Origin of the sequence: Metabacillus mesotrionivorans, assembly GCF_052171315.1 — a bacterium.
GTDB lineage: Bacteria > Bacillota > Bacilli > Bacillales > Bacillaceae > Bacillus_P.
In genome coordinates, this window is record NZ_JBQMFF010000005.1 from 199,469 (window position 1) to 223,405 (window position 23,937).

Annotated in this window: 22 protein-coding genes; 21 read left to right on the forward strand and 1 reads right to left on the reverse strand. The window is 45.6% G+C overall.

What is annotated here, in order from left to right; all coding sequences use genetic code 11:
• The first annotated feature begins 780 nt into the window (after positions 1-780).
• The 12 genes from ACTSEZ_RS15225 (at position 781) to pyrG (ending at position 14,388) form a co-directional block, all read left to right on the forward strand.
• Entirely contained in the window at positions 781-1,797 is a 1,017-nt protein-coding gene (locus ACTSEZ_RS15225; protein WP_369735063.1) for an ATP-grasp domain-containing protein, read from the forward strand.
• Between the two features lie 202 nt (positions 1,798-1,999).
• Complete coding sequence (locus tag ACTSEZ_RS15230; protein WP_369735064.1) at positions 2,000-2,605, forward strand: TerD family protein; 606 nt, start codon at positions 2,000-2,002, stop codon at positions 2,603-2,605.
• Between the two features lie 73 nt (positions 2,606-2,678).
• Complete coding sequence (locus tag ACTSEZ_RS15235) at positions 2,679-3,257, forward strand: TerD family protein (RefSeq protein ID WP_369735065.1); 579 nt, start codon at positions 2,679-2,681, stop codon at positions 3,255-3,257.
• A gap of 177 nt (positions 3,258-3,434) precedes the next feature.
• A complete protein-coding gene (locus tag ACTSEZ_RS15240) occupies positions 3,435-4,652 on the forward strand; it encodes an HpcH/HpaI aldolase/citrate lyase family protein (RefSeq protein ID WP_369735067.1) in 1,218 nt (405 codons plus the stop codon).
• A complete protein-coding gene (locus ACTSEZ_RS15245; RefSeq protein ID WP_369735068.1) occupies positions 4,591-5,964 on the forward strand; it encodes a phosphoribosyltransferase family protein in 1,374 nt (457 codons plus the stop codon). Before ACTSEZ_RS15240 ends, ACTSEZ_RS15245 begins: the two co-directional genes overlap by 62 nt.
• Positions 5,957-7,075, forward strand: a complete 1,119-nt coding sequence (locus tag ACTSEZ_RS15250) for a cysteine protease StiP family protein (RefSeq protein WP_369735070.1) — start codon at positions 5,957-5,959, stop codon at positions 7,073-7,075. Before ACTSEZ_RS15245 ends, ACTSEZ_RS15250 begins: the two co-directional genes overlap by 8 nt.
• Positions 7,076-7,086: 11 nt before the next feature.
• Complete coding sequence (locus ACTSEZ_RS15255) at positions 7,087-7,899, forward strand: HAD family hydrolase (RefSeq protein ID WP_369735072.1); 813 nt, start codon at positions 7,087-7,089, stop codon at positions 7,897-7,899.
• Positions 7,900-8,000: 101 nt separating this feature from the next.
• Positions 8,001-8,216, forward strand: a complete 216-nt coding sequence (locus ACTSEZ_RS15260; protein ID WP_369735074.1) for a helix-turn-helix domain-containing protein — start codon at positions 8,001-8,003, stop codon at positions 8,214-8,216.
• A gap of 31 nt (positions 8,217-8,247) precedes the next feature.
• A complete protein-coding gene (locus ACTSEZ_RS15265) occupies positions 8,248-9,849 on the forward strand; it encodes a YceG family protein (protein WP_369735075.1) in 1,602 nt (533 codons plus the stop codon).
• A 70-nt stretch (positions 9,850-9,919) separates the two neighbouring features.
• Positions 9,920-11,005, forward strand: coding sequence for a toxic anion resistance protein (locus ACTSEZ_RS15270; RefSeq protein ID WP_369735076.1), 1,086 nt, complete (start codon positions 9,920-9,922; stop codon positions 11,003-11,005).
• Between the two features lie 944 nt (positions 11,006-11,949).
• Positions 11,950-12,498 (forward strand): DNA-directed RNA polymerase subunit delta, encoded by a 549-nt coding sequence (rpoE, locus tag ACTSEZ_RS15275; RefSeq protein ID WP_369735077.1) that lies wholly within the window; start codon positions 11,950-11,952, stop codon positions 12,496-12,498.
• Positions 12,499-12,780: 282 nt separating this feature from the next.
• Positions 12,781-14,388 carry a CTP synthase gene (gene pyrG, locus ACTSEZ_RS15280; protein WP_029283296.1) on the forward strand — a complete coding sequence of 536 codons (1,608 nt, stop codon included), beginning with the start codon at positions 12,781-12,783 and terminating at the stop codon, positions 14,386-14,388.
• Positions 14,389-14,441: 53 nt separating this feature from the next.
• On the opposite strand, the gene ACTSEZ_RS15285 is transcribed toward pyrG, so the two are convergent.
• Positions 14,442-14,975, reverse strand: a complete 534-nt coding sequence (locus tag ACTSEZ_RS15285) for a DUF2529 domain-containing protein (protein WP_369735078.1) — start codon at positions 14,973-14,975, stop codon at positions 14,442-14,444.
• Between the two features lie 292 nt (positions 14,976-15,267).
• On the opposite strand from ACTSEZ_RS15285, the gene ACTSEZ_RS15290 reads away from it, so the two are divergent.
• The 9 genes from ACTSEZ_RS15290 to ACTSEZ_RS15330 all read left to right on the forward strand — a co-directional run bounded on the left by ACTSEZ_RS15290 (position 15,268) and on the right by ACTSEZ_RS15330 (position 23,926).
• Positions 15,268-15,639: a response regulator gene (locus ACTSEZ_RS15290; RefSeq protein WP_029283300.1), complete on the forward strand. Its 372-nt coding sequence runs from the start codon at positions 15,268-15,270 to the stop codon at positions 15,637-15,639.
• A 189-nt stretch (positions 15,640-15,828) separates the two neighbouring features.
• Complete coding sequence (locus ACTSEZ_RS15295; protein WP_369735080.1) at positions 15,829-16,686, forward strand: class II fructose-bisphosphate aldolase; 858 nt, start codon at positions 15,829-15,831, stop codon at positions 16,684-16,686.
• A gap of 118 nt (positions 16,687-16,804) precedes the next feature.
• Positions 16,805-17,449, forward strand: coding sequence for a fructose-6-phosphate aldolase (gene fsa, locus ACTSEZ_RS15300; RefSeq protein ID WP_029283304.1), 645 nt, complete (start codon positions 16,805-16,807; stop codon positions 17,447-17,449).
• Positions 17,450-18,001: 552 nt separating this feature from the next.
• The gene (gene murA / locus ACTSEZ_RS15305; RefSeq protein ID WP_369735081.1) at positions 18,002-19,291 is read left to right on the forward strand and encodes a UDP-N-acetylglucosamine 1-carboxyvinyltransferase; all 1,290 of its coding nucleotides are present in this window, start codon (positions 18,002-18,004) and stop codon (positions 19,289-19,291) included.
• 48 nt (positions 19,292-19,339) lie between these two features.
• Positions 19,340-20,302, forward strand: a complete 963-nt coding sequence (glpX, locus tag ACTSEZ_RS15310; protein WP_029283308.1) for a class II fructose-bisphosphatase — start codon at positions 19,340-19,342, stop codon at positions 20,300-20,302.
• A gap of 689 nt (positions 20,303-20,991) precedes the next feature.
• A complete protein-coding gene (gene rho / locus ACTSEZ_RS15315) occupies positions 20,992-22,275 on the forward strand; it encodes a transcription termination factor Rho (RefSeq protein ID WP_029283310.1) in 1,284 nt (427 codons plus the stop codon).
• A gap of 123 nt (positions 22,276-22,398) precedes the next feature.
• On the forward strand, positions 22,399-22,599 hold the full coding sequence (gene rpmE / locus ACTSEZ_RS15320) for a 50S ribosomal protein L31 (RefSeq protein WP_029283312.1): 201 nt from the start codon (positions 22,399-22,401) through the stop codon (positions 22,597-22,599).
• Between the two features lie 213 nt (positions 22,600-22,812).
• Positions 22,813-23,436 (forward strand): thymidine kinase, encoded by a 624-nt coding sequence (locus ACTSEZ_RS15325; protein ID WP_369735083.1) that lies wholly within the window; start codon positions 22,813-22,815, stop codon positions 23,434-23,436.
• Positions 23,437-23,515: 79 nt separating this feature from the next.
• Positions 23,516-23,926: a hypothetical protein gene (locus tag ACTSEZ_RS15330; protein WP_369735085.1), complete on the forward strand. Its 411-nt coding sequence runs from the start codon at positions 23,516-23,518 to the stop codon at positions 23,924-23,926.
• Positions 23,927-23,937: the final 11 nt, after the last annotated feature.

Below are 23,937 nucleotides of genomic sequence, written 5' to 3' on the forward strand. Positions count from 1 at the left end.
TTTTGTAGAATGGTGCCATTAAGAAGAGAAGTTCTTGGGTTGATGGCACTTATCCGGGAGAACAGAACCATCAAAAGGAAGAATGTTTTGGTTGGTGGCACTTATCTCGAAGAACAGAACCATCAAAAAGAAGAATGCTCTGTTTGATGGCACTTATGTCGAAGAACAGAACCATCAAAAGGAAGAATCCTCAGGTTGATGGTACTTATCCGGGAGAACGGTACCATTAAAAGGAAAAACGTTTTGTTTGATGGTACTTATCAAGTAAGGATTATGCCCTTCGTGAAGTGTTCCGATGTGTGCAGGTCACAAAACAGGAAGGATTGTGCCCTTCGTGAAGTGTTCCGATGTGTGCAGGTCACAAAACAGGAAGGATTATGCCCTTCGTGAAGTGTTCCGATGTGTGCAGGTCACAAAACAGAAAGGATTGTACCCTTCATGAAGTTTTCCGATGTGTGCAGGTCACAAAACAGGAAGGATTTTGCCCTTCGTGAAGTGTTCCGATGTGTGCAGGTCACAAAACAGGAAGGATTATGCCCTTCGTGAAGTTTTCCAAGGGGTGAAGGTCACAAAACAGAAATGATTGTGCCCTTCATGAAGTTTTCCAAGGGGTGAAGGTCACAAAACAGGAAGAACAGTACCACCAAAAGTAAAAATCCGCAGGTTGACGACACTTATCCTGAAAGAAATTTTTTCCCAATGACTTATCTTCCCGTTTTATGTAAAATGAAAGAAATAGAAAACTTCGGACTGTTCCGAAGAGAGGGGTTTTTCTGAAAAATGAGTACATATAAAATCTGGTTCAACCGCTGGTTCTCGGTTGCCTATCACTATATTGATATGATTAGGAACAATGAAGACGGCGTTAAGTTTGAAGTGTACGGGACGCATCCGGATGCTGATCATGTCATGCTTGCCAACTGCGATTATTCAGAGGTTGAACCGAAGTGCGAAACGGATGAGGAATATGTTCAGTACTGTCTTGATTTTTGCCGGAAACATGGCATTGAGCTGTTCATCCCAAGGTATAAAATGCTGCCGATTGCAAAAGCGCTGGACAAGTTTGAAGAGCTCGGTGTAAAGGTATTAGTCAATAGAGATGCTGAGCTGCTAGAGGCTATAGACAATAAAGATGATTTTTACGAGATTTGCAGAGAGAAGGGCTTATTTGATATCCCTTCCTTTTATACAGCAAAAACATCTGAAGAATTCAAAGATACATATGAAAAATTGAAAAACGAAGGACTCGGTGTCTGCTATAAGCCTGTGGTCGGAGAGGGAGGATACGGGTTTAGAATCATTGATGACAATGTTGATCCCCTTAAAGAAGTGATGGCGCCGAGCTACCGGATTCCGTTTCAGAGAGTCTACGACGGGCTGAAAGCTGCCGGAGAGTTCCCGGAGCTTATGGTCATGGAATTTCTCGAAGGAGAAGAATACAGCATTGACTGCCTCGCCTTTAACGGAGAGCTTATCGCTGCGGTGCCGCGCAGGAAAGGCGGAGGAAGAATCCGGATTCTTGAAAACAACAAAGAATTAATTGAACTTGCAGAGGCATTCACCAAGGAGTTTAAGCTGGACTACATTTTTAATATCCAGGTCAAATATAATCAGGGGCTTCCAAAGCTGCTTGAGATTAACCCGCGGATGTCGGGCGGCCTGTATTTCAGCTGCCTCTCGGGAGTGAACTTCCCGTATCTGGCGGTCAAGCTGCTGCTTGGCGAAAAAGTAGAAAAGCAGGAGACAAAGCTTGATATAAAGGCAACCTTCCTGGAAAAGGAAATTATTTTATCTTAGCTTCTATGAAACTTTTCTTCTTTTAAAACGTATGAAATAGTGCGGACCAGTAAAAGGTTTTTAGTTGAAATTTGCTCAGATATTGGTAGTATAAGACTTGTGGTCACGCTATCGTGACAATAGACCGAATAATACATAAAGAAGTATGGCTCAGGTCTCTGTTTGCAAGTTTCCCCATTACCCAGAAAGGGAGAGTGAAGAAATGGCAATTACACTGCAAAAGGGTCAGAAAATTGATCTGACAAAAGGAAATGCCGGTCTTAAAAACATTATGGTAGGACTAGGATGGGATCCTGTCCAGCAAAAAAGCGGCGGTCTTCTCGGCGGACTCTTCGGAGGCGGCGGAAGCAACGTTGACTGCGATGCTTCAGTATTAATGCTTGATGAAAATGACCGTCTGCTTGATAAAAAGAGCGTCATTTATTTTGGCAACCTTACAAGCAAATGCGGTTCAGTTAAACATACCGGAGACAACCTGACAGGAGACGGCGATGGAGACGATGAGCAGGTGCTTATCGACCTGAGCAAGGTTCCTGCCAATGTTCATAAGCTTGTGTTTGTTGTAAACATCTATCAGGCTGTCCAAAGAAAACAGCATTTCGGCATGATTCAAAATGCCTTTATCCGTGTAGTGGATTCTGCAAGCCGCACGGAACTTGTTCATTTTAATCTGAGCGATGATTACTCCGGCTTAACATCCCTTATCCCGGGCGAAATCTACCGCCACGGAGGCGAGTGGAAGTTCTCCGCAGTCGGTTCAGGTACAAAAGACGCTTCCATTACAGAAATTGCAAACCGTCACGCATAAATTCTTTCCGGAATCCTGACACGGGATTCTGAAAGACATAAAAAATAACAGGATAAAAGGAGTCGAATTCAAAATGGCAATCAGCTTATCTAAAGGTCAGAAAATCGATTTAACAAAAACAAACCCTGGTTTAACAAAAGTATTGGTCGGTCTTGGCTGGGATACAAACAAGTATGACGGCGGAAATGACTTTGACCTTGACACATCTGTTTTCTTATTGGATGAAAACGGCAAAGCGGCAAGCGAAGCAGATTTCATTTTCTACAACAACCTTGTTGGCGGAAACGGATCAGTTGAGCATACTGGCGACAACCGTACGGGCGAAGGTTCAGGTGACGATGAAGTCATCAAAGTTAACCTTTCAGAAGTTCCTGCTTCTATCAGCAAAATTGCGTTCACTATCACGATTCATGATGCAGAATCACGCAGCCAGAACTTTGGACAAGTTTCCAATGCTTACGTGCGCATCTTGAACGAAGACAGCAATTCAGAGCTTATCCGCTATGACTTAGGAGAAGACTTCTCTATTGAAACTGCAGTCGTTGTAGGCGAACTTTACCGTCACGGCGCAGAGTGGAAATTTAATGCAATCGGAAGCGGCTACCAGGGCGGTCTTGGTTCACTTGTAAAAGACTACGGCTTGGACGTTTAATTGCATAAGTGTAAATAAACAGGAAGGGGGTGCGTTGTTTTTATAAACAACGCGCCTTTTTCAAAGCTGAAAGAGCAGCAAGGCGGCGAATCGCCCGGCCATCCGGGCGATTCTGCTTTTAATAAGGAGATTTACCACTTAGTACATCACGAACGGTCCCTGAATGGAGGAACAATCTTGAAACATTTTCACTATTTAAGCAAGGAAAAACGCAGCGAGATTTTTTTATACGAGCCGATTCACTTTTCAAAGGAGACCGAGCGGGAAATGCTTGCCTATGCTCTGGGCGCGACTCTCTATATGCCCGGAAGCCGGACAGCCATTGCAGGAGATGTACTATCTGGTAAATTTCTTAATGGAAAGCACGAAGGACTGACTTCGATGGTCATTTGCCTTGAAGATTCCATCGGCGATACAGAAGTAGAGGCAGCAGAAGCAAATACCGTGAGACAGATTCAAACCATTTCAGACAGTGTGCTGAAAGGGCAGTTTGACCAGAGAAATCTTCCGCTTATTTTTGTCAGAATCAGAAGCCGGGAACAGATGAAACGGCTGGCTGAGAAGCTGAAGCATCACATTCAGCTGCTGAGCGGATTTGTTTTTCCGAAATTCACATCTGAAAACGGGAGAGGGTACTATTCAACGCTTCAGCAGATCGCATCGGATGCGTCTGTTACGCTATACGGTATGCCGATTCTTGAAACAAAAGAGATTATTTATAAAGAAACACGCTTGAACGAACTGCTTGGCATCAAAGCGATTCTGGATGATTTTTATGAGTATGTGCTGAATGTAAGGCTTGGAGGCACAGACTTATCCGGTCTGTTTGGAATCAGGAGAAGCAGGGATACGACCATCTATGATATTTCAGTCATCCGTGACTGCATTACGGACATTATCAATGTTTTCGGCCGCTGTGAAAAAGAATACGTCATCTCAGGTCCGGTATGGGAATATTTTGGTGGCGGACAGCGAATTTTGAAGCCGCAGATCAGACAAACCCCTTTCCAGCAGGCATATGGCCATGAAGGGCTTGAATTCAGAGCGAACCTCATTGACCGTTATGACGACGGACTTATTCATGAGATCGTTCTGGATAATACGAACGGGCTTGTAGGGAAGACGATCATACATCCTCTTCATATTAAAATCGTCAATGCGCTGAACGCGGTCACAAGGGAGGAATATTTGGACGCCTCCTCCATCCTTGATCAGGCGCAGTCCTACAACGGCGTGATCCGAAGCGAATTTTCAAATAAAATGAACGAAATTAAACCCCATTACAATTGGGCGCGGAAAATCATCTTGAAATCTAAACTATACGGGGTGTTCCATGAGCAGCAATCATTTATCGACCTTATCAGCGAAACCGCAAACGAACAGCTATACATTTGACCTGCTGGGTCAGCTTTCAGTAGACATCGAATTGACCGGAAATCCTTATCTTCTTCCGCTGGACAAGCTGTTTCAGATGGCGGCGCGCATTAACAAAAAGCGCTCGTTTCTGTTTGTCAGCACCGTTCTCGGCAAGCATATTCCGGTTGATCCTTCGCTTGCTCTTCTTACTGGTCAGGCGCTTGCAGCCAGATACATGGAAGTCGTTGAGGCAAAAACGCACCCGGAGCGGGATCAGATTCTTGCAGGATTAATGGGCGGACAGGCAAAGAAAAGCGAATACCGCCATGCACTAGCTGAACCGGCATTATTTATCGGGTTTGCAGAAACAGCGACAGCTCTTGGGCACGCGGTGTTTGAGAACTTCAGAAATGCGGCTTTTTTCCATACGACAAGAGAACACGTGTCTGAACTGGATTCTATTATTAACTTTGAAGAGGAGCATTCTCACGCCACTTCACACCGGTGCTATGTTGATGAAGAGCTTTTTGATAACACGAGGCCGATCGTTCTTGTTGATGATGAAGTCACAACAGGGAAAACGGCGCTGAATATCATTGAGTCCATTCAGGAAAAATTCCCGCGCAGCGAATATACGGTCGTATCCATCCTCGACTGGCGTTCAGAGGAAGATCAAAAGAGATTCAGAGATGCAGAGAAACGGCTGGGCATTACCATTCATGAGGTTTCCCTGGTAACGGGACTGATTACAGCAAATGGAGATCCGGTCGCAGAAAGTAAATCCCAAAGCGAATCTCTGTCTTCACGTGATGCAGAAATGACGGAAATCGTGATTTCTCCGGAAGAAGGCGATCTTACTTCATTTGCGTCCGAACAGCTGTCTTCACCCTATGTGACGCATACGGGAAGGTTCGGTCTGACTGATGCAGAGCAATTGGAGGCAGACATTTATTGCCTGAAGGCGGCAGCGAGGCTGCGCGAAGCCAGAAAAGGAAAAAGAACTCTTTGTCTCGGTACAGGGGAGTTTATGTACATTCCGATGAAAACAGCCTCTTACATGGGGGACGGCATCTTCTATCAGTCTACGACAAGAAGCCCGATTCATCCTGTTAACCGCATGGATTACGCTGTGAACAGCGCGTTCCCGTTTTCAAATCCGGAAGACGGGGAAACAGCAAACTTTTTCTACAATGTCACAGAGGGCCAGTATGATGAAGTTTTTGTCTTCTTCGAACGTTCTGTTCCTGAAGAGAGACTGCAGCCGATGCTTGATCAGCTGAAATCTGTTTTCCCGGTGATTCATTTTGTTTATTTCAGTACAAACCAAAAAGGAAGTGCATCTGATGAGTAAGGTGGAGCAGCAATTGCCGAAGCCGGCAGCAATGGGAAGTTATTCAGATAAGGACGTTGTTTTCCTGCTGAAGGACTTGAGCCAAATTAGTCTTGAAAAATCAACACTCGAACGGGAGCAGGCTGTTCAGAGCGGAACACATTATTCTGAGATGCTTCCGATTGAATATAAGCCGACCGATGAATATTTGCAGCTTTTTCATCACTCATTAGACATGTATAAACAAAAGCTTGCAGCTGCTGTTGGAACGGTGTCAGAGCAGATTTTAAAAACAAAGGGCAAGAGCATCGTGCTCGTTTCGCTTGCCCGCGCTGGCACTCCGGTAGGAATTCTGATGAAGCGGTACTTGCAGGAGGTGCATCAGATCGATGTTCCTCATTACAGTGTCTCCATTGTGAGAGGACGCGGCATTGATGCCAACGCCATGAATTATATCGCCCAAAATCATCCGGATGAAAGCGTGCAGTTTGTGGATGGCTGGACAGGAAAAGGCGCCATCACAAGAGAGCTTAGAGAAGCAATGGAAGTTTTCAACAGCAAACACGGCCTTGCCATTGATGACTCGCTTGCGGTACTTGCAGATCCAGGTTATTGCACGGATATCTATGGAACCCGAGAAGATTTCCTGATTCCGAGCGCCTGCCTGAACTCAACTGTATCAGGCCTTGTCAGCAGAACTGTCCTGAACGATGCCTTCATCGGACCGGATGACTTCCACGGTGCCAAATATTACGAAGAACTGCTGCCGGAAGACGTGTCCAATCATTTCATTGACGTAGTAGTCTCTGAGTTTCCTAATGTAAAAGAGGAGATCTCAAAGCAGGTTTCGCTGCTTGATAAAGAGGACCGGACACCGACATGGAAAGGGATTCAGGATATTAAGCAAATTCAGGACGAGTTTGGCATTGAGAACATCCACCATGTGAAGCCGGGAGTGGGAGAGACGACGCGTGTGCTGCTCAGAAGAGTTCCATGGAAAATCCTTGTGAAGGATCTGGGCAACAAAGACCTCGAGCATATCTTCCTGCTGGCAAAAGAACGGAACGTCCCTGTCATTGAATATAAGAATATGTCTTACTCATGCTGCGGGATTATCAAGCCCTTAAACTAGGAGGTACTGCTGTGATTTTTGCAAGTGATCTGGATCAGACGCTCATTTATTCGAGAAGATCGTTCCGTGAGCCGGTCGGCGAAGAGGATATTCAATTGATTGAAACTCTCGACGGCCAGGAAATTTCGTTCATGACGAAAAAAGCGATTTCCATGCTGAAGGAAATAGCCGGACAGATGACGTTTGTTCCTGTAACAACAAGAACCCCGTCCCAATACGGACGGATCTCCATCTTTCAGCAGGAAATCCTTCCGCGCTACGCTGTAACGAGCAACGGCGGACATGTTTTCAAAGAGGGGAAGCTTGACGAGGAGTGGAAACAGCACCTTGAAGCACGCATGAAAGATGAATGCACAAGTTTGGAGGATGTCTCCCTTAAATTTCAGGAGATTGCTTCAGATGACTGGGTGCTGAAGCAGAAAAATGCCGAGAATCTCTTTTTATACAACATTATTGAACGCGGAAATATTCCGGAGGCACGCCTGCAGGAGTTTATTCTCTGGGCGGACCGTCACGGCTGGAAGCATTCCCTGCAGGGAAGAAAGCTGTATTTTGTGCCGAAACCAATTAATAAATGGGATGCGGTTGCCTATGTGAAAGAAGCTGCCGGCGCAAAAACCGTAATGACAGCAGGAGACTCCCTGCTTGATTTGTGCATGCTCGAAGAAGCAGATCTTGCCTTTTCACCGCTGCACGGCGAGCTTGGCGAGTCAGGCGCAAGGCTGTCTGGAACCATTCAGCGAACGTCGAAAAATGGAATCTTCGCTTCAGAGGAAATTCTGGAAAATGTCCTGGCGAAAATCAAGCCTGTCCACATCAAATAGAAATATTTACCTGTATGAAGTGGTACAATAGAAGCGGGGTGTTCTCAGGGGGCCTTTGGCTTCCAGGCTGATTTTCTTCAGTGCTTATTGGAGTGAACGTCTTGGCAACAGCAGAAAAACCAAAAACCAATCTATTGGATAAAAACATTATGAGTTCCGCTCAGGCCTGCAAGGAATGGGGAATTGACGATTCTGCGCTCAGAAAAAGGGTCAATCAGTTTCCGCCGGGCACCATCCGGAAGTTCGGAAAAACATGGGTGGTTACGAGTGAAGGAATGTGCCGCGTCTTTGGCGAAAAAAGACGAAACGGAAAGTAAAATGGAGATATTTTCAGAGGAGGGAAGAGAGATGATAAGAACATATAAGCCTGCGCTTGCAGAACATCTGGATACAGACTGGCAGACTCTTCTGTTTATGCCGCTGCCTGAGCGTCCGGATTATGTGAACACTCCCTCTGAAGTGAAAATTCCGCAAGTCGCCATCCGGCTTCTTGGAACACCATTAACAGACGACGAATACTATCAAATGCTTTTTGACCTTGTTCATCACGAGGAACTCGGTGTGCATTTTCTAAGTGAATTCCTGGATAAAAACATCCCGCAGGAAAAATTTCAGGCGATACAGAACCTGCTGATTCTGCATAAAAACGAAAAGCTCTCCGTGAACCGGTTTGTTGCTTTTATGGACAGAGACCGCCTTCTTCCGGTTCTTTCCGATCCGGAGCTGAACCGCCATCTGCGGACTTGTGTCATTCATATGCTTTCGCGCTTCTTTCCTGACAAAGCGAATGACAGCGCTGATTTCCGGCGCATCATTGTTGATTTGATCAAATGGACCTGGAACCACCTGCATCCTGAGCTGCAAAAAACAGACGGCGTCCGGCCGCCTGCGTTTTTCTGGTACGGAAATGCAACGAAAAGCGAACAGTTCTTCCTTCATTTCCTGATCCGGTTTGGATGCGATGTCATCATTGCCCATCCGGAGGGGACAGACATTCTGAAGGAGGAAGATCCGGAAGAAACGGTCAGCAAAATCGTCCGTTTTCCGGGGACTCACGAACTGACAGCGTTTCCAAAGGTGAGGCCTGAGCGCACATCAACTGTGGCATACAAAGCTTCAAAACAAATCGACCAGGTTCTTCATTCAGACGAATCCATGCTATATAAGCCATGGCAATTCAGAAATTATTCCCCAAATGCACGGACACTGAAAACAACGTATGATGAACTTTTTATTCTTATAAAAGAAAGAGCATTTCTGCGTCCGGACTTCGAAGTCCGGGACAACATGGTTCATATACCCGCTATTTTTTCAAAAATCTTCGGAGTGACAAAAAACAGACGCTCGTACTGGGGCAAAATTCAGGACCTTGCTGACTATGAACATGCGGCTGTCGTAAAGTACTTTCCGTTTACCTGGGAGGCTAAAGGCAATCCTCATTTTCATTACCAGAACGCTCTGAACGAAAATCAGGTGCTGCAGGCTGATAAAATGATGGGAAGCCACTGGTGGAAGTATTCAAACCTTCCGACCGGCCTTCAAAAAGGACTGGCTGATGCGATTTCGAGGTATTGTGCTGATCCAAAACTTAAAAGGCTGGAGCAGGAAAGTCCTTATGATCTGCAGCTTTACCTGTTCAATCAGGCGCTGAATATTCCCGAAACCCTGATAAAATTGATGCAGAATTTTGATTACTCCCAGCATGTGCCCCGGCTCATTCTTTATAATAATGAAAACAACGGCTACATGACGCGCTCAGACGCTGCGATGCTTCTGCTGATGAATGAATTCGGCCTGGACATTGTAATCTGCAATCCTCCCGGCCATAATGACATTGAAAATTTTGTCGATGAAAAGCATTACGACAGTCACTGGCTGGAGGAAATGAGCTTTAATGAAGTCTACCAGGAGCCGTCCAAATTCAAAAAATTCATCCGGAAAATCTTTTAAGCCGAATCATTTATGCGCGCAGAATTGTCTGTGTGATGCATAAAAACCATATTGAAGGAGGATTTCGCGTATGTCTCAAGTACCTGGACTCAGCAAAACGGATCAGATGGAAGAGGTTCTCGGACAAGGACCGAGCAATATGAAGCTTCAGCTTCAAAAAGAGCCTGAGGTTCAAAAGCTTGCAGAGAGCATTGACCACAAGAACCAGGTGGCAATCCTTGAATACGGAAAAGCACCTGCTGATGAAATTTCAGCTTTTTCAGGAAAAATCCTGAACACCATGAAGTCAAGCAGCATGGAAGAATCAAGCGCCCTGCTGAAACATCTCGGGAGAATCATGGACCGCTTTGATCCGAAAGACTTTGCCGAGCAAAAAGGAATAAAAAAATTCTTCAGCCGCGGCCAGAAGCTGGTAGAGAAAATCATGTCGAAGTATCAGACAATGGGCGGCGAAATTGATAAAGTCTACCTTGAAATTGTGAAATACGAGGATGAAATGAAGCGTTCAACAAATACGCTTGAGCAGCTTTACGAACAGAACTTCAACTACTATATGGAGCTTGAAAAATATATTGTGGCAGGAGATATGAAAGCAGCTGAACTGAAGCAGCAGCTTCCGGCATTAGAAGCAAAAGCAGCTGAGGGCAACCAGCTTGCTCAAATGGAGCTTGATACGATGCGGAACTCAATTGAGGTGCTTGAGCAGCGGGTATACGATCTCGAACTTGCCAAACAGGTAGCCTACCAGTCCGCACCGCAAATCCGTCTTCTGCAAAGAGGGAACACAAAGCTGATTGGAAAAATCAATTCTGCATTTGTCACAACAATCCCTATCTTCAAAACAGGCCTGATCAACGCAATAGCAGCCAAAAGACAGAAGCTCGTCGCAGATTCAATGAATGAGCTAGAAAAACGCACAAATGAAATGCTTGTCCGAAACGCACAGAATATATCGAAACAGAGTGTGGACATTGCAAGACTTGCAGGAAGCCCCGGCATTAAAATGGAAACAATCGAAGAAACATGGAGCATCATCCTGAAAGGCATGCACGAAACAAAAGCCATCGAAGACGAAAACAAACAGCTTCGTGAACAAGGAAGAGTGCGCCTTGAAGAACTGCAGAACAACTTTAAGCAGCTGAATAATGGCCGCTGATAGGTAATAGCAAATAATAATCCGGACTGGCGTTAAATAGTCCGGATTTTTTCTATATTGACCAGTGTACTCTTTGTGAATCTAATAGATCGTTGAAGAGGGGAAGAGATGTAAATGCTTGAAGTAGTGCTGCCAGTTTTATAGGTGGGTGAACCTCAAAAGTGGCGTCACTCCCCTGAGTGCTGCAACTTTTACCGGTTAAGGAACCTCAAAAGTGGCGTCATTCCCCCGAGTGCTGCCACTTTTACCGGTGGATGAAGCCCAAAAGTGGCGTCACTCCCCCGAATGCTGCCACTTTTATAGGTGATAGAACCTCAAAAGTGGCGGCACACTCCGCCTAGTAATGACTTTTATCTATGGTGTTTCTCATCTTCGATCCGTGTTCATACCTTTGATCATATGAGCAGGATTTTTCAGCACATTAATTATTGATGCAAGCAAAAAAACTCCAGTGAACTGAAGCGGAAGGCACTTGACTCCTTGTCCAGCTGCAGCGCCCAACTCCTCTGTCAGAACAAAATCCCCCAAAAAGGCGGGACCCGGACTTTTCGGGTGATTTCTTATCTGACTGCCGGAGCAAAACGGGCGCTTCCGCTTTTCTAGGGGATGAAGAGGGCACTGAAGATCCCGCAAGCGCAGCGAGGAAGCTTCAGGCACTCCCCGCGGAAAGCAAGTGACTGGAGCGCAGGGGAACGGGTTATAGGAGAAATCCATTTGTCAAAGCATGAGTCTGCTCAGTTTTGACAAAAATTATTCCAATTTATTAGAAGGAAGAAGATTAAGGTAGCATAAAGTGTTAGAATTTGTTTATAATGAATGGTATGACTTGAATACATAGGATTCGGATAGTACTAGCAATCTCACTTCCGGATTTCTTAATAGATGAGAATAGAACCTGCTCTTATCTACAAATAGATGAACGACTAGAAAGGGAGTGCCTCACTTTGAGTATTTCACAATATTCTAAGGACCAGCTTAAAGAATTGTCAATGGTTGAAGTAGCCTACGACCTGATGACTGAAAAGAAACAGCCGTACGTTTTCATGGACCTGGTAAAGGAAATCAGCCAGGTTATCGGTCTTACGAAAAGCCAGGTAGAAGATAAAATCTCACAATTCTACACAGATCTTAACATCGACGGCCGTTATATTTGTGTTGGAGAAAACACTTGGGGACTGCGCAGCTGGTACCCGTATGAGCAAATCGAAGAAGAGGTTGTGCCTGTTGCAAAACCTAAGAAGAAAAAAGCGAAAAAAGCTGTTGATGAGCTTGAGCTTGAAGACTTCGATGAAGTGGATGAAGAAGAACTTGAATACGATGATATCGAAGAGTATGAAGATGATACGGACGATGATCTGGACGACGATGATCTTGAAGATGATGCAGAAGAAATCGACGAAGTCATCGAAGACGAAGATTTTGATCTTGACGAGGAAGAGCTTGACGAAGACCTTGATGAGGATCTTGAAGAAGACGAAGAAGAAGATAAATAATCGTCTTGACTTTAGAGGTCCAACTAGGTAGAATCTTATTTGGGCTCTTTAAAAGCTATACCAATGGTTTATATATACCATGCTCCCTTTCGCAACGCGCAAGGGAGCTTTCTTTTTTTAGCGCAGTTAAGCCTTCAGGCTGACATAGGCGCTTTTCCTTTTTTCAGGCATGAAAGTCCGCCTGACAACACTTATAAAAGATAAATCGTTCCCATTCGATTGGGAATGTTTTCTTTTGTGCACATTAATCTTATACATCTTTTGAAGGGAGAAGAAGAACACATGACAAAGTATATTTTTGTTACAGGAGGCGTTGTATCCTCACTTGGTAAAGGGATTACGGCAGCTTCTCTTGGACGCTTGCTTAAAAACAGAGGATTAAAGGTGACAATCCAGAAGTTTGACCCATACATCAACGTGGATCCTGGAACGATGAGTCCGTATCAGCACGGTGAGGTTTTCGTAACAGACGACGGAGCTGAAACAGACCTTGACCTTGGACACTATGAGCGCTTCATCGATATCAATTTAAATAAATACAGCAACGTCACTACTGGTAAAATTTACTCTTCTGTCCTTAAAAAAGAGCGCCGCGGCGACTACCTTGGCGGAACGGTACAGGTTATCCCGCATATTACAAATGAAATCAAAGACCGCGTCTTCCGTGCAGGAAAAGAAACAAACGCAGACGTGGTCATCACAGAAATCGGCGGAACAGTAGGGGACATCGAATCTCTTCCATTCCTTGAAGCAATCCGCCAGATGAAGAGCGATATCGGCCGCGACAACGTGATGTACATTCACTGTACACTTGTTCCTTACATTAAGGCAGCAGGCGAAATGAAAACAAAGCCGACACAGCACAGCGTAAAAGAACTAAGAAGCCTCGGCATCCAGCCAAACGTGATTGTTCTGCGTACAGAAATGCCGATTTCACAGGATATGAAGGACAAAATTGCGCTGTTCTGCGACATTGATACAAACGCAGTTATCGAGTGCCGTGATGCAGATACGCTTTACTCTATTCCATTGGCGCTTCAGGAACAGCATCTTGATCAAATCACTTGCGATCACTTAAAACTTGATTCACGCGAGCCTGAAATGTCTGAGTGGATTGAACTCGTTCAAAAAGTAACCAACCTTTCAAAGAACGTTCGTATTGCCATCGTCGGAAAATACGTTGAACTTCAGGATGCCTACATTTCTGTTGTTGAAGCACTTCGTCATGCAGGCTATGCATTTGATGCAGATATCAGCATCAAATGGATCAATGCAGAAGAAGTAAATGCTCTTAATGCACAGGAGCTTCTTTCTGATGTAGACGGAATCCTTGTCCCTGGCGGATTCGGAGACCGCGGAGTGGAAGGTAAAATCCTTGCAACTCAATATGCGCGCGAAAACAAGGTGCCGTTCTTTGGAATTTGCCTTGGCATGCAGGTTGCTTCTATTGAATATGCACGCAACGTTCTTGGCCTTGAAGGAGCACATTCTTCTGAGCTTGACGTCGCTACGCCGTATCCTGTCATTGACCTGCTTCCTGAGCAAAAAGACATCGAGGATCTTGGAGGCACACTCCGCCTGGGCCTTTACCCGGCTAAGCTTGACACGTCTTCACGTGCATTCGAAGCATACCAGGATGAAGTGATTTATGAGCGTCACCGTCACCGTTATGAGTTCAACAACGAGTATCGCCAGGCTATGGAAGATGCAGGCTTCATCTTCTCTGGTACAAGCCCTGACGGCAGACTTGTTGAAATCATTGAGCTTAAAGATCACCCTTGGTTCGTGGCTTCCCAGTTCCACCCGGAATTCACATCAAGACCGACAAGACCGCAGCCGCTGTTCCGCGAGTTTATCAATGCATCGCTAACAGCATCTGAAAAGAAATAACCATAAACAAAACCCCTGACACGCGTGTCAGGGGTTTTTTACATGCCTGTTTTTTACTCGTACTCACTTACCATCTCTTTCAGCGTAAAACTCAGGGCATAATAGGCAAAAAGCGATGTCATCAGAACGGGGTAGCCGTAGCGGCTGCCGTCTTCATCCGGAATCAGCGCTTTTTTCAGTTTCGAATCAATATGGACATCGGCAAACTCTTCCAAGCCGCCCGGTTCTTCTTTCATAAAACAGGAGACTGCCGCGGTCCCGATCATGTCCTCGCGGAGCTTTTTCGCAAGTTCAACCGCTTCTTTGTCATTTGAACGGTGCGAGAATAAAAGCACGCGGTCAGCATCTGTCAGCTTATTCATTGTGCCGTCCTCAAGAAAAAGCGTTTTTGCACCTGGCAGGGGGTTTGAACCTGCTGTTGCTTCGAGCGTAATCCCTTCAAGCTCTCCAAAGCCGTGCACGTAAATCGTGCCGCTTCCGACTGCAGCCTGTGCGAGCAGTCTTGCGCCGTCTTCAATGGCTTCTTCCTCCTGCTCGTGAATCCGGCTGAAATGGCCGGTTAACTGGGTTGAAAATATCTTCATCATCTGTCTGAACACTCCTTTACGACTCCATTATAACGAATGAGAGAGCCAATACCTAACCGGACAGGTTCAGAAATTTGTCGATAAGTTTAAGCAGGAATAAGAATACACACAACCGAATAACTATCGTATGTTTCACCGGACTGTTTTATACTAAAGAAAGGCAAATCGGGCATGCGTTAGGCGCCTAATTTGTTTTTATGATGCAAACAGTTTTCCGGACGTTTTGGTTCCTTGCAATACATGCTGACCGGCAGAATAGCTGGATAATCCAAATATGAAGAGGTGCAGGAAGATGAATGAAAAAATCTTAATTGTAGACGATCAATATGGAATCCGTATTTTATTAAACGAAGTGTTTCAAAAAGCGGGATATCAGACCTTCCAGGCAGCAAACGGTTTTCAGGCTCTGGAGATTGTAGACAAGCATAAGCCGGATCTTGTGCTTCTTGATATGAAAATTCCTGGTATGGATGGAATAGAAATCCTGAAAAGAATGCGGGTGGTTGAGCCGGATATCCGCGTCATTATCATGACTGCTTACGGTGAACTGGACATGATTCAGGAGGCGAAAGACCTTGGGGCTCTAACGCATTTCGCAAAACCGTTTGATATTGACGAGATTCGCGACGCTGTCCGCAAGTACCTTCCAATCCGCTCGAACTGACGCCGCCCTGAATCGGCAAACTTATGTCGAAAAGTTGCCGTTTTTCTCAGAAGTTGGTATGCTAGTGAATGAGAAAAGCCCGTGTACATTTTAATCAGATTACATACATTGCAATCGTTCTGGTCATGCTAGATGTTACGTAAGCTTTTCGGGTTTAGCAAATTAGCTGCATAGGGAGGATATTTCGACATGCCTTTAGTATCAATGACAGAAATGTTGAATAAAGCAAAAGAAGAAGGTTACGCTGTAGGTCAGTTTAACCTGAACAACCTTGAGTTCACTCAAGCGATTCTTCAAGCTGCTGAAGAAGAAAAATCACCGGTTATCCTTGGTGTATCCGAGGGCGCTGCACGTTACATGAGCGGCTTCAAAACAGTTGTAAAAATGGTTGAAGGTCTTATGGAAGACCTGAACGTAACAGTTCCTGTTGCGATTCACCTTGACCACGGTTCAAGCTTTGACAAATGTAAAGAAGCAATCGATGCAGGTTTCACATCTGTAATGATTGACGCTTCTCACCACCCATTTGAAGAGAACATTGAAACAACAGCTAAAGTTGTTGAATATGCTCATTCAAAAGGCGTTTCTGTTGAAGCTGAGCTTGGAACAGTAGGCGGACAAGAGGACGACGTTATCGCAGAAGGCGTTATCTACGCTGACCCTAAAGAGTGCGAAGAGCTTGTTAACCGCACTGGCATCGACTGCCTTGCTCCTGCACTAGGATCTGTACACGGCCCTTACAAAGGCGAGCCTAACCTTGGCTTCAAAGAGATGGAAGAAATCGGCAAAGCTACTGGCATGCCTCTAGTTCTTCACGGCGGAACGGGTATCCCGACTCACGATATCCAAAAAGCAATCTCTTTCGGTACAGCTAAAATCAACGTAAACACTGAAAACCAAATCGCTTCTGCTAAAGCTGTCCGCGAAACACTTGCAGCTAAGCCGAACGAATATGACCCACGCAAATACCTTGGACCTGCTCGCGATGCAATCAAAGCAACAGTTGCAGGAAAGATGAAAGAATTCGGTTCTGCGGGACGCGCATAATTTGTTTTAAAATAGAAAACCGCCTCTGATACACAGGAAACGACAAGGCGGTTTCCTTTCCGAGTGAAAGTAAGCGTAAACAAGTTCTATTTTTCTGATATCTTAGGAGGATGGCAGAATGTTATTTTTCATTGATACAGCAAATGTCGAAGAAATTAAAGAAGCACAGGCACTCGGTGTCTTATCCGGAGTAACAACAAATCCGAGCTTAGTAGCTAAAGAGAATGTATCCTTCCATGACCGCCTTAGAGAGATTACCGGAATCGTATCCGGGTCTGTCAGTGCTGAAGTCATTTCCTTAAAGGCAGAGGAAATGATTGAAGAAGGCAAAGAGCTTGCTGAAATTGCCCCTAATATCACAGTGAAAGTGCCAATGACGCCGGACGGCTTAAAAGCAGTAAAAGCCTTAACGGACCTTGGCATCAAAACGAACGTGACCCTGATTTTTAACGCGAACCAGGCGCTTCTTGCTGCAAGAGCAGGAGCGACATATGTATCGCCGTTTGTCGGACGACTGGATGATATCGGCCAAAATGGCATGGAGCTGATTTCTACCATCGCACAAATCTTTGATTTACACGGAATTGAATCAAAGATTATCGCGGCATCAATCAGACATCCAATGCACGTGACAGAAGCAGCGCTGCACGGCGCCCATATTGCGACCATTCCATTCAGCGTCATCAAACAGCTCTGCAAACACCCCCTGACAGATCAGGGCATCGAAAAGTTTCTGGCAGACTGGAACAGCAGACAGCAATAGATTGCAAGATAAATAGATAACAGGAATGGCAAGCCTAGGCTTGCCATTCTCTGCTAGAAAAGCGGAGCCGACTGTTTAATCCTTTCAGTCAGATAAGAAATCCCCGGAAAAGTCCGGGTCCCGCCTTTTTCGGGGATTTTGTTCTGACAGAAGGGCTAGGAGGCGCAGCTGGACAATGAGAAAAGCACCGCACTAGATAAAACAATGCGATTCTTCCATCCATTCAGGCAATGACCCTCATTTTACATGCCTCCACAGGAACCATATCGTGCACTAAAATAATTTCATATGTCATAATAGGTTAAAGAAAAAAACTTGAACTTGTATTCTTTGTCGGATTAATGGAAAATATTTGTTGAAAAGAGGCATTTTTTGTTGCTCTTTCGTCTCAACCCGAAACGTCAGCTTGATTTTGGTCACAGTACCACCATTTTATTCTCATAACATGATGGCTTTTCAAAAAGGAGCCGGCTTTTCAGTTCTGAATGAAACTGAGAGGGCGAAACCTGACAAGACATCGAAAAGCCAACTTCTTTGAGAAAGGAGACTATCATGGAAAAATTAAAAATAGCAGGCGGTTACCCTTTAAAAGGGACGGTAAGCATCAGTGGCGCCAAAAACAGTGCGGTTGCCCTTATACCGGCGACAATACTGGCACAGTCACCCGTCACCATTGAAGGTTTGCCCGATATTTCAGATGTACATATTTTAAAGGATTTGCTTGAGGAAATCGGGGGAACCGCAGAATTTAAGAATAACGAGATGTATGTGAATCCTGCGGAAATGATTTCAATGCCTCTACCAAGCGGTAAAGTGAAAAAGCTCCGTGCTTCCTACTACTTGATGGGAGCGATGCTCGGACGCTTCAAAAAGGCAGTGATCGGCCTTCCTGGAGGATGCCATCTTGGTCCGCGCCCGATTGATCAGCATATCAAAGGCTTTGAAGCTCTCGGAGCACAGGTCACAAACGAACAGGGCGCAATCTATCTGCGTGCCGAGGAGCTTAAAGGGGCCCGCATTTATCTTGATGTCGTCAGTGTTGGTGCAACCATCAACATCATGCTTGCAGCTGTGCTTGCTAAAGGACAGACCATTATTGAGAATGCAGCAAAGGAACCTGAGATCATCGATGTCGCCACGCTTTTATCAAGCATGGGTGCAAGAATTAAGGGAGCCGGAACGGATGTAATCCGTATCGACGGCGTTGAAAGCCTTCACGGCTGCAGACACTCTATTATCCCTGACCGGATTGAAGCCGGCACGTATATGATTATTGGAGCTGCCATGGCGCAGGAAGTGCTGATTGACAACGTTATTCCGCTTCACCTTGAATCTCTCATTGCAAAATTCAGAGAGATGGGGATTCATGTTGAAACAAACAACGAGCAGATCTGGATTGTCGGCGGACAGAAGGAACTGAAAAGTGTCGATATTAAAACACTCGTCTATCCTGGTTTTCCTACCGATCTGCAGCAGCCGTTTACGTCACTCCTTACAAAGTCAACCGGAACAAGTGTCGTGACAGATACCATCTATTCTGCGCGCTTTAAGCATATTGATGAGCTCAGAAGAATGGGAGCCAAAATTAAAGTGGAAGGCAGATCTGCTATTGTTACAGGCCCGACAAAGCTTCAGGGTGCGAAAGTGAAAGCGAGTGATCTTCGCGCAGGAGCTGCTCTAGTCGCAGCAGGCCTGATGGCAGAAGGCGTAACAGAGGTAACAGGACTTGAGCATATCGACCGCGGATACAGCCAGCTTGAAGAAAAACTGACAAGCCTTGGCGCGACAATCTGGCGCGAAAAGCTGACAGAACAGGAAATTGAACAGCTTCAAAGTTCTTAAGTAAATAGATATCTATAACAACAGGGGATACATGGGGAGGAAGAAACAATGGAGAGAAGTTTATCAATGGAGCTAGTCCGTGTAACAGAAGCAGCGGCACTTGCATCTGCACGCTGGATGGGACGCGGGAAAAAAGACGAAGCAGACGATGCTGCAACATCTGCCATGAGAGATGTTTTTGACACCATTCCGATGAAAGGAACGGTTGTAATCGGGGAAGGCGAAATGGATGAAGCGCCGATGCTCTATATCGGTGAAAAGCTTGGGACAGGCTATGGCCCGCGCGTTGACGTTGCTGTTGATCCGCTTGAAGGAACAAATATCGTTGCCTCCGGCGGCTGGAATGCCCTTGCTGTTATCGCAATTGCAGACCACGGCAACCTTCTGAATGCACCGGATATGTACATGGACAAAATTGCAGTCGGTCCTGAAGCAGTAGGCTGCATTGATATTAACGCTCCAATCATTGACAACCTTAAGGCGGTTGCAAAAGCTAAAAACAAAAATGTAGAAGATGTCGTCGCCACAATCTTAAACCGCGAAAGACATGAGCATATCATTAAAGAGCTTCGCGATGCAGGCGCACGCATCAAGCTGATCAATGACGGTGATGTCGCAGGTGCCATCAATACGGCTTTTGATCACACTGGCGTCGACATCCTGTTCGGTTCAGGCGGCGCACCTGAAGGCGTACTTGCGGCAGTTGCCCTAAAATGCCTCGGCGGAGAAATCCAGGGTAAGCTTCTTCCGCAAAATGACGAAGAAATCGCACGATGCGAGAAAATGGGCATCGACACAAGCAAAGTTCTCCGCATGGAGGACCTTGTAAAAGGCGATGACGCGATCTTCGCAGCAACCGGCGTTACTGACGGCGAGCTGCTGAAGGGCGTTCAGTTTACAGGCACTGCGGGAACGACTCAATCCCTCGTCATGCGTGCCAAATCAGGAACCGTCCGCTTTATCGACGGAACCCACAGCCTAAGCAAAAAACCGAACCTTGTCATAAAGTAAAACGCAGCCACGCTGCAGACAGCCGGGTATAGAAATGGTTTGTTCTATTTCCGGCTGTTTTTTATTGTGGAAGAGATAAAGGCGGTTCCGCATTTCGTGGTGTCCAGCTGCATCAGCCAACTCCTCCGTCAGAACAAAATCGCCCGAAAAGGCAAACCAGGCCTTTCCGTTCGATTTCTTATCTGCCTATCGGAGCTAACCGGCTGATTCCGCATTTCGTGGTGTCCAGCTGCATCGCCTAACTCCTTGGCCAGAACGGCTCCGGCAAAAAAAGCAAACCCGGCTTTTTCTGACGGATCCTTTTCTGCCCTTCGGAGCTGACCAAGGCGATTCCGCATTTTGTGGTGTCCAGCTGCATCAGCCAACTCCTCTGTCAGAACAAAATCGCCCGAAAAGGCAAACCCGGCCTTTCTGTTCGATTTCTTATCTGCCTATCGGAGCTAACCGGCTGATTCCGCATTTCGTTTGTTTCAATCTCATTTCAAAACCCAAAACTTATTGATTAAATCAGTCAAATAAGGTAAAACTAAAGAGTGCTGCGTAATTTGAAAGGGCTGCCTTTCACACTGCTTTTCCTACTTCTAGCCTATCTTCTCTTTCTTCTCTATATCTGATCCATTTACTAGTTTTTTTCTCGCATATAGATGGAAGAACAACTGTTTTTATAATTTATAAAGTGTGGTGCTGTTATGAGCGAGGTTTCTATTTCCAATCTCGAACATCTGAAATTAAAAGAATTATATGAGCTTGCACGTCATTACAAAGTGTCGTATTACAGCAAGCTGACGAAAAAAGAATTGATTTTTGCCATTTTAAAAGCGAACGCTGAGCAAGAGGACTTATTGTTCATGGAAGGCGTTCTTGAAATCATTCAGTCTGAAGGATTCGGGTTCTTAAGACCTATCAACTATTCTCCAAGCTCTGAGGATATTTATATTTCGGCCTCACAGATCCGCCGTTTTGATTTGCGGAATGGGGACAAGGTGTCCGGAAAAGTCCGTCCGCCAAAGGAAAACGAGCGTTACTACGGCCTGCTTCATGTGGAAGCCGTTAACGGAGATGACCCTGAGTCTGCGAAAGAGCGTGTTCATTTCCCGGCTTTGACGCCGCTTTATCCGAACCGCCAAATCATCCTTGAAACAAAACCGAGCGACCTTTCAACACGCATCATGGATGTGATTGCTCCTGTTGGATTCGGACAGCGCGGTCTGATCGTTGCGCCTCCAAAAGCAGGTAAAACGATGCTGCTGAAAGAAATCGCCAACAGCGTGACAACCAATCATCCGGAAGCTGAACTGATTGTTCTCCTCATTGACGAGCGTCCTGAGGAAGTAACGGACATTGAGCGTTCTGTAGCAGGAGACGTTGTCAGCTCAACGTTTGATGAGGTTCCTGAAAACCACATCAAGGTTGCTGAGCTTGTTCTTGAACGTGCGATGCGCCTTGTCGAGCATAAGAAGGACGTTATTATCCTTATGGACAGCATTACACGTCTTGCCCGTGCGTACAACCTTGTGATTCCGCCAAGCGGACGCACACTCTCAGGCGGTATTGATCCGGCTGCGTTCCATCGTCCAAAGCGCTTCTTCGGTGCTGCGCGGAACATTGAAGAGGGTGGAAGCCTCACCATTCTTGCGACTGCTCTTGTTGATACAGGATCCCGCATGGATGATGTGATCTATGAAGAGTTTAAAGGAACAGGCAATATGGAGCTTCATCTTGACCGCTCCCTTGCAGAAAAACGCATCTTCCCGGCCATTGATATTCGCCGCTCAGGTACCCGCAAGGAAGAACTTCTTATTCCGAAAGATCACCTTGAGAAGCTGTGGGCCATCCGGAAATCAATGTCAGATTCGCCTGATTTTGCTGAAAAGTTCCTGAAAAAACTGCGCAACTCCAAATCCAACGAAGAATTCTTCAGTATTCTTGATGCGGAATGGAAGGCAGCAGGCGTTTCCGGAAAACGATTGTAAAATTAGTTGCAAATTAACTGGAAGCTTGTTATACTTTTTTTATGTGCTTTTCCGGAAGAACCTCTTCTGGAAATGATAACTCTGTTTCGGTAAACGAATCAGGGCGGAAGGAGATGAAACGGAATGAAAGCAGCTATCCATCCTAACTATAAAAAAGTTATGGTTAAATGTGCTTGCGGAAATGAATTTGAAACTGGTTCTGTAAAAGACGAGGTGCGCATCGAGGTTTGCTCTGAGTGCCATCCATTCTACACAGGACGTCAAAAGTTCGCTTCTGCTGACGGTCGTGTTGATCGCTTCAACAAAAAATACGGTCTTAAATAATTATAGATTGAAGGAAACAGGCAAGATTTCTGTCTTGCCTGTTTTTTTACGCCGTTTCCCGCTATTTTTGGGAAAAACAGCCATAATAAGCAGTATCCATGTACATATGGAACCTTACAATGAACGTCATTCCGTTCATTTAAAGATAGAAAACAGCAAAAGGCTCGGGGCCAATAGAACAACGTTTAAGAAATGAAGGGAGAGGCCGTTTTCATGTATGTTATGAAACAAAGCGGGTGGCTTGAGGTCATCTGCGGAAGCATGTTCTCAGGTAAATCTGAAGAACTGATCAGAAGAGTCCGCCGTGCGCAGTTTGCCAAGCAGGAAGTGAAAGTATTCAAGCCTGCCATCGACAATCGCTACAGTGAAGATGAGGTTGTTTCGCATAATGGCACGGCCGTCATCAGTCATGCCGTTGCTTCTTCAAGCGACCTTTTTAAATACATTACACCAGAAACAGACGTGATTGCGGTTGATGAAGTGCAATTTTTTGACGATGAAATTGTCCAGGTCGTCACATCACTTGCCAATCAGGGCTACCGCGTCATCGCTGCAGGGCTTGACCAGGATTTCAGAGGAGAGCCGTTTGGCACTGTTCCTGCGTTGATGGCCGTTGCGGAACTCGTCACAAAGCTTCAGGCCGTCTGCTCAGTGTGCGGTTCACCTGCGAGCAGAACGCAGAGGCTGATCAACGGAAAGCCTGCATCCTACCATGATCCAATTATTCTGGTCGGTGCTTCTGAATCATACGAACCAAGATGCCGCCACCATCACGAGGTGCCGGAAAAGCCGGCTCAGTCAAAACAATCAGAGCCGGAAACACAAAATTTGTCATAAAGATGAAAGCTGCCTGAATTTTTCAAAGGGCAGCTTTTTTTCATAACCTTTTGGGCACCTTACAAATGGAGGTGTTTTTATGAAAATGTTATGGATCCTTTTTTTAATCCTGGTTCTCGGGGCATGCGACAATCCATCGAATCAATCAGAGATTCAGCCTGAATCAGACAAGGGCAGCGAGCTGAGAAGGACAGGGGAGAGTGTTTCCAATAACCGGGGAACAACCGAGCAGAACCCGAACTTTCTGAATCTGTCTAAAAACAGGGAGCAGAACGAAGACGAAATGGATAAACTGCGGGAGGTCATCCGCAATGACCCGTCACTGAAAATCGAGAACATCACGATGAACGGCGGAAAAATCAGCGTGGATGTTGTGTCCTCAAAAGATATGACGGATGAGGAGATGCGTGACAAACAGGAAGAACTGCAGAGAAAAATGCAGAACATCATCCCGAGATATGACGTTCATGTCGACTTGGAGGCAAAATAAAAAACTCGTTT

What these genes read in the sequence shown, in the direction of transcription:
- ACTSEZ_RS15330 (WP_369735085.1), top strand. Translation starts at nt 23,516, where the DNA reads ATGAAAATGTTATGGATCCTTTTTTTAATCCTGGTTCTCGGGGCATGC.
- ACTSEZ_RS15290 (WP_029283300.1), top strand. Translation starts at nt 15,268, where the DNA reads ATGAATGAAAAAATCTTAATTGTAGACGATCAATATGGAATCCGTATT.
- ACTSEZ_RS15325 (WP_369735083.1), top strand. Translation starts at nt 22,813, where the DNA reads ATGTATGTTATGAAACAAAGCGGGTGGCTTGAGGTCATCTGCGGAAGC.
- ACTSEZ_RS15225 (WP_369735063.1), top strand. Translation starts at nt 781, where the DNA reads ATGAGTACATATAAAATCTGGTTCAACCGCTGGTTCTCGGTTGCCTAT.
- pyrG (WP_029283296.1), top strand. Translation starts at nt 12,781, where the DNA reads ATGACAAAGTATATTTTTGTTACAGGAGGCGTTGTATCCTCACTTGGT.
- ACTSEZ_RS15285 (WP_369735078.1), bottom strand. Translation starts at nt 14,975, where the DNA reads ATGATGAAGATATTTTCAACCCAGTTAACCGGCCATTTCAGCCGGATT.
- rpmE (WP_029283312.1), top strand. Translation starts at nt 22,399, where the DNA reads ATGAAAGCAGCTATCCATCCTAACTATAAAAAAGTTATGGTTAAATGT.
- glpX (WP_029283308.1), top strand. Translation starts at nt 19,340, where the DNA reads ATGGAGAGAAGTTTATCAATGGAGCTAGTCCGTGTAACAGAAGCAGCG.
- rho (WP_029283310.1), top strand. Translation starts at nt 20,992, where the DNA reads ATGAGCGAGGTTTCTATTTCCAATCTCGAACATCTGAAATTAAAAGAA.
- ACTSEZ_RS15265 (WP_369735075.1), top strand. Translation starts at nt 8,248, where the DNA reads ATGATAAGAACATATAAGCCTGCGCTTGCAGAACATCTGGATACAGAC.
- ACTSEZ_RS15230 (WP_369735064.1), top strand. Translation starts at nt 2,000, where the DNA reads ATGGCAATTACACTGCAAAAGGGTCAGAAAATTGATCTGACAAAAGGA.
- murA (WP_369735081.1), top strand. Translation starts at nt 18,002, where the DNA reads ATGGAAAAATTAAAAATAGCAGGCGGTTACCCTTTAAAAGGGACGGTA.
- ACTSEZ_RS15235 (WP_369735065.1), top strand. Translation starts at nt 2,679, where the DNA reads ATGGCAATCAGCTTATCTAAAGGTCAGAAAATCGATTTAACAAAAACA.
- ACTSEZ_RS15250 (WP_369735070.1), top strand. Translation starts at nt 5,957, where the DNA reads ATGAGTAAGGTGGAGCAGCAATTGCCGAAGCCGGCAGCAATGGGAAGT.
- fsa (WP_029283304.1), top strand. Translation starts at nt 16,805, where the DNA reads ATGTTATTTTTCATTGATACAGCAAATGTCGAAGAAATTAAAGAAGCA.
- ACTSEZ_RS15270 (WP_369735076.1), top strand. Translation starts at nt 9,920, where the DNA reads ATGTCTCAAGTACCTGGACTCAGCAAAACGGATCAGATGGAAGAGGTT.
- ACTSEZ_RS15295 (WP_369735080.1), top strand. Translation starts at nt 15,829, where the DNA reads ATGCCTTTAGTATCAATGACAGAAATGTTGAATAAAGCAAAAGAAGAA.
- ACTSEZ_RS15245 (WP_369735068.1), top strand. Translation starts at nt 4,591, where the DNA reads ATGAGCAGCAATCATTTATCGACCTTATCAGCGAAACCGCAAACGAAC.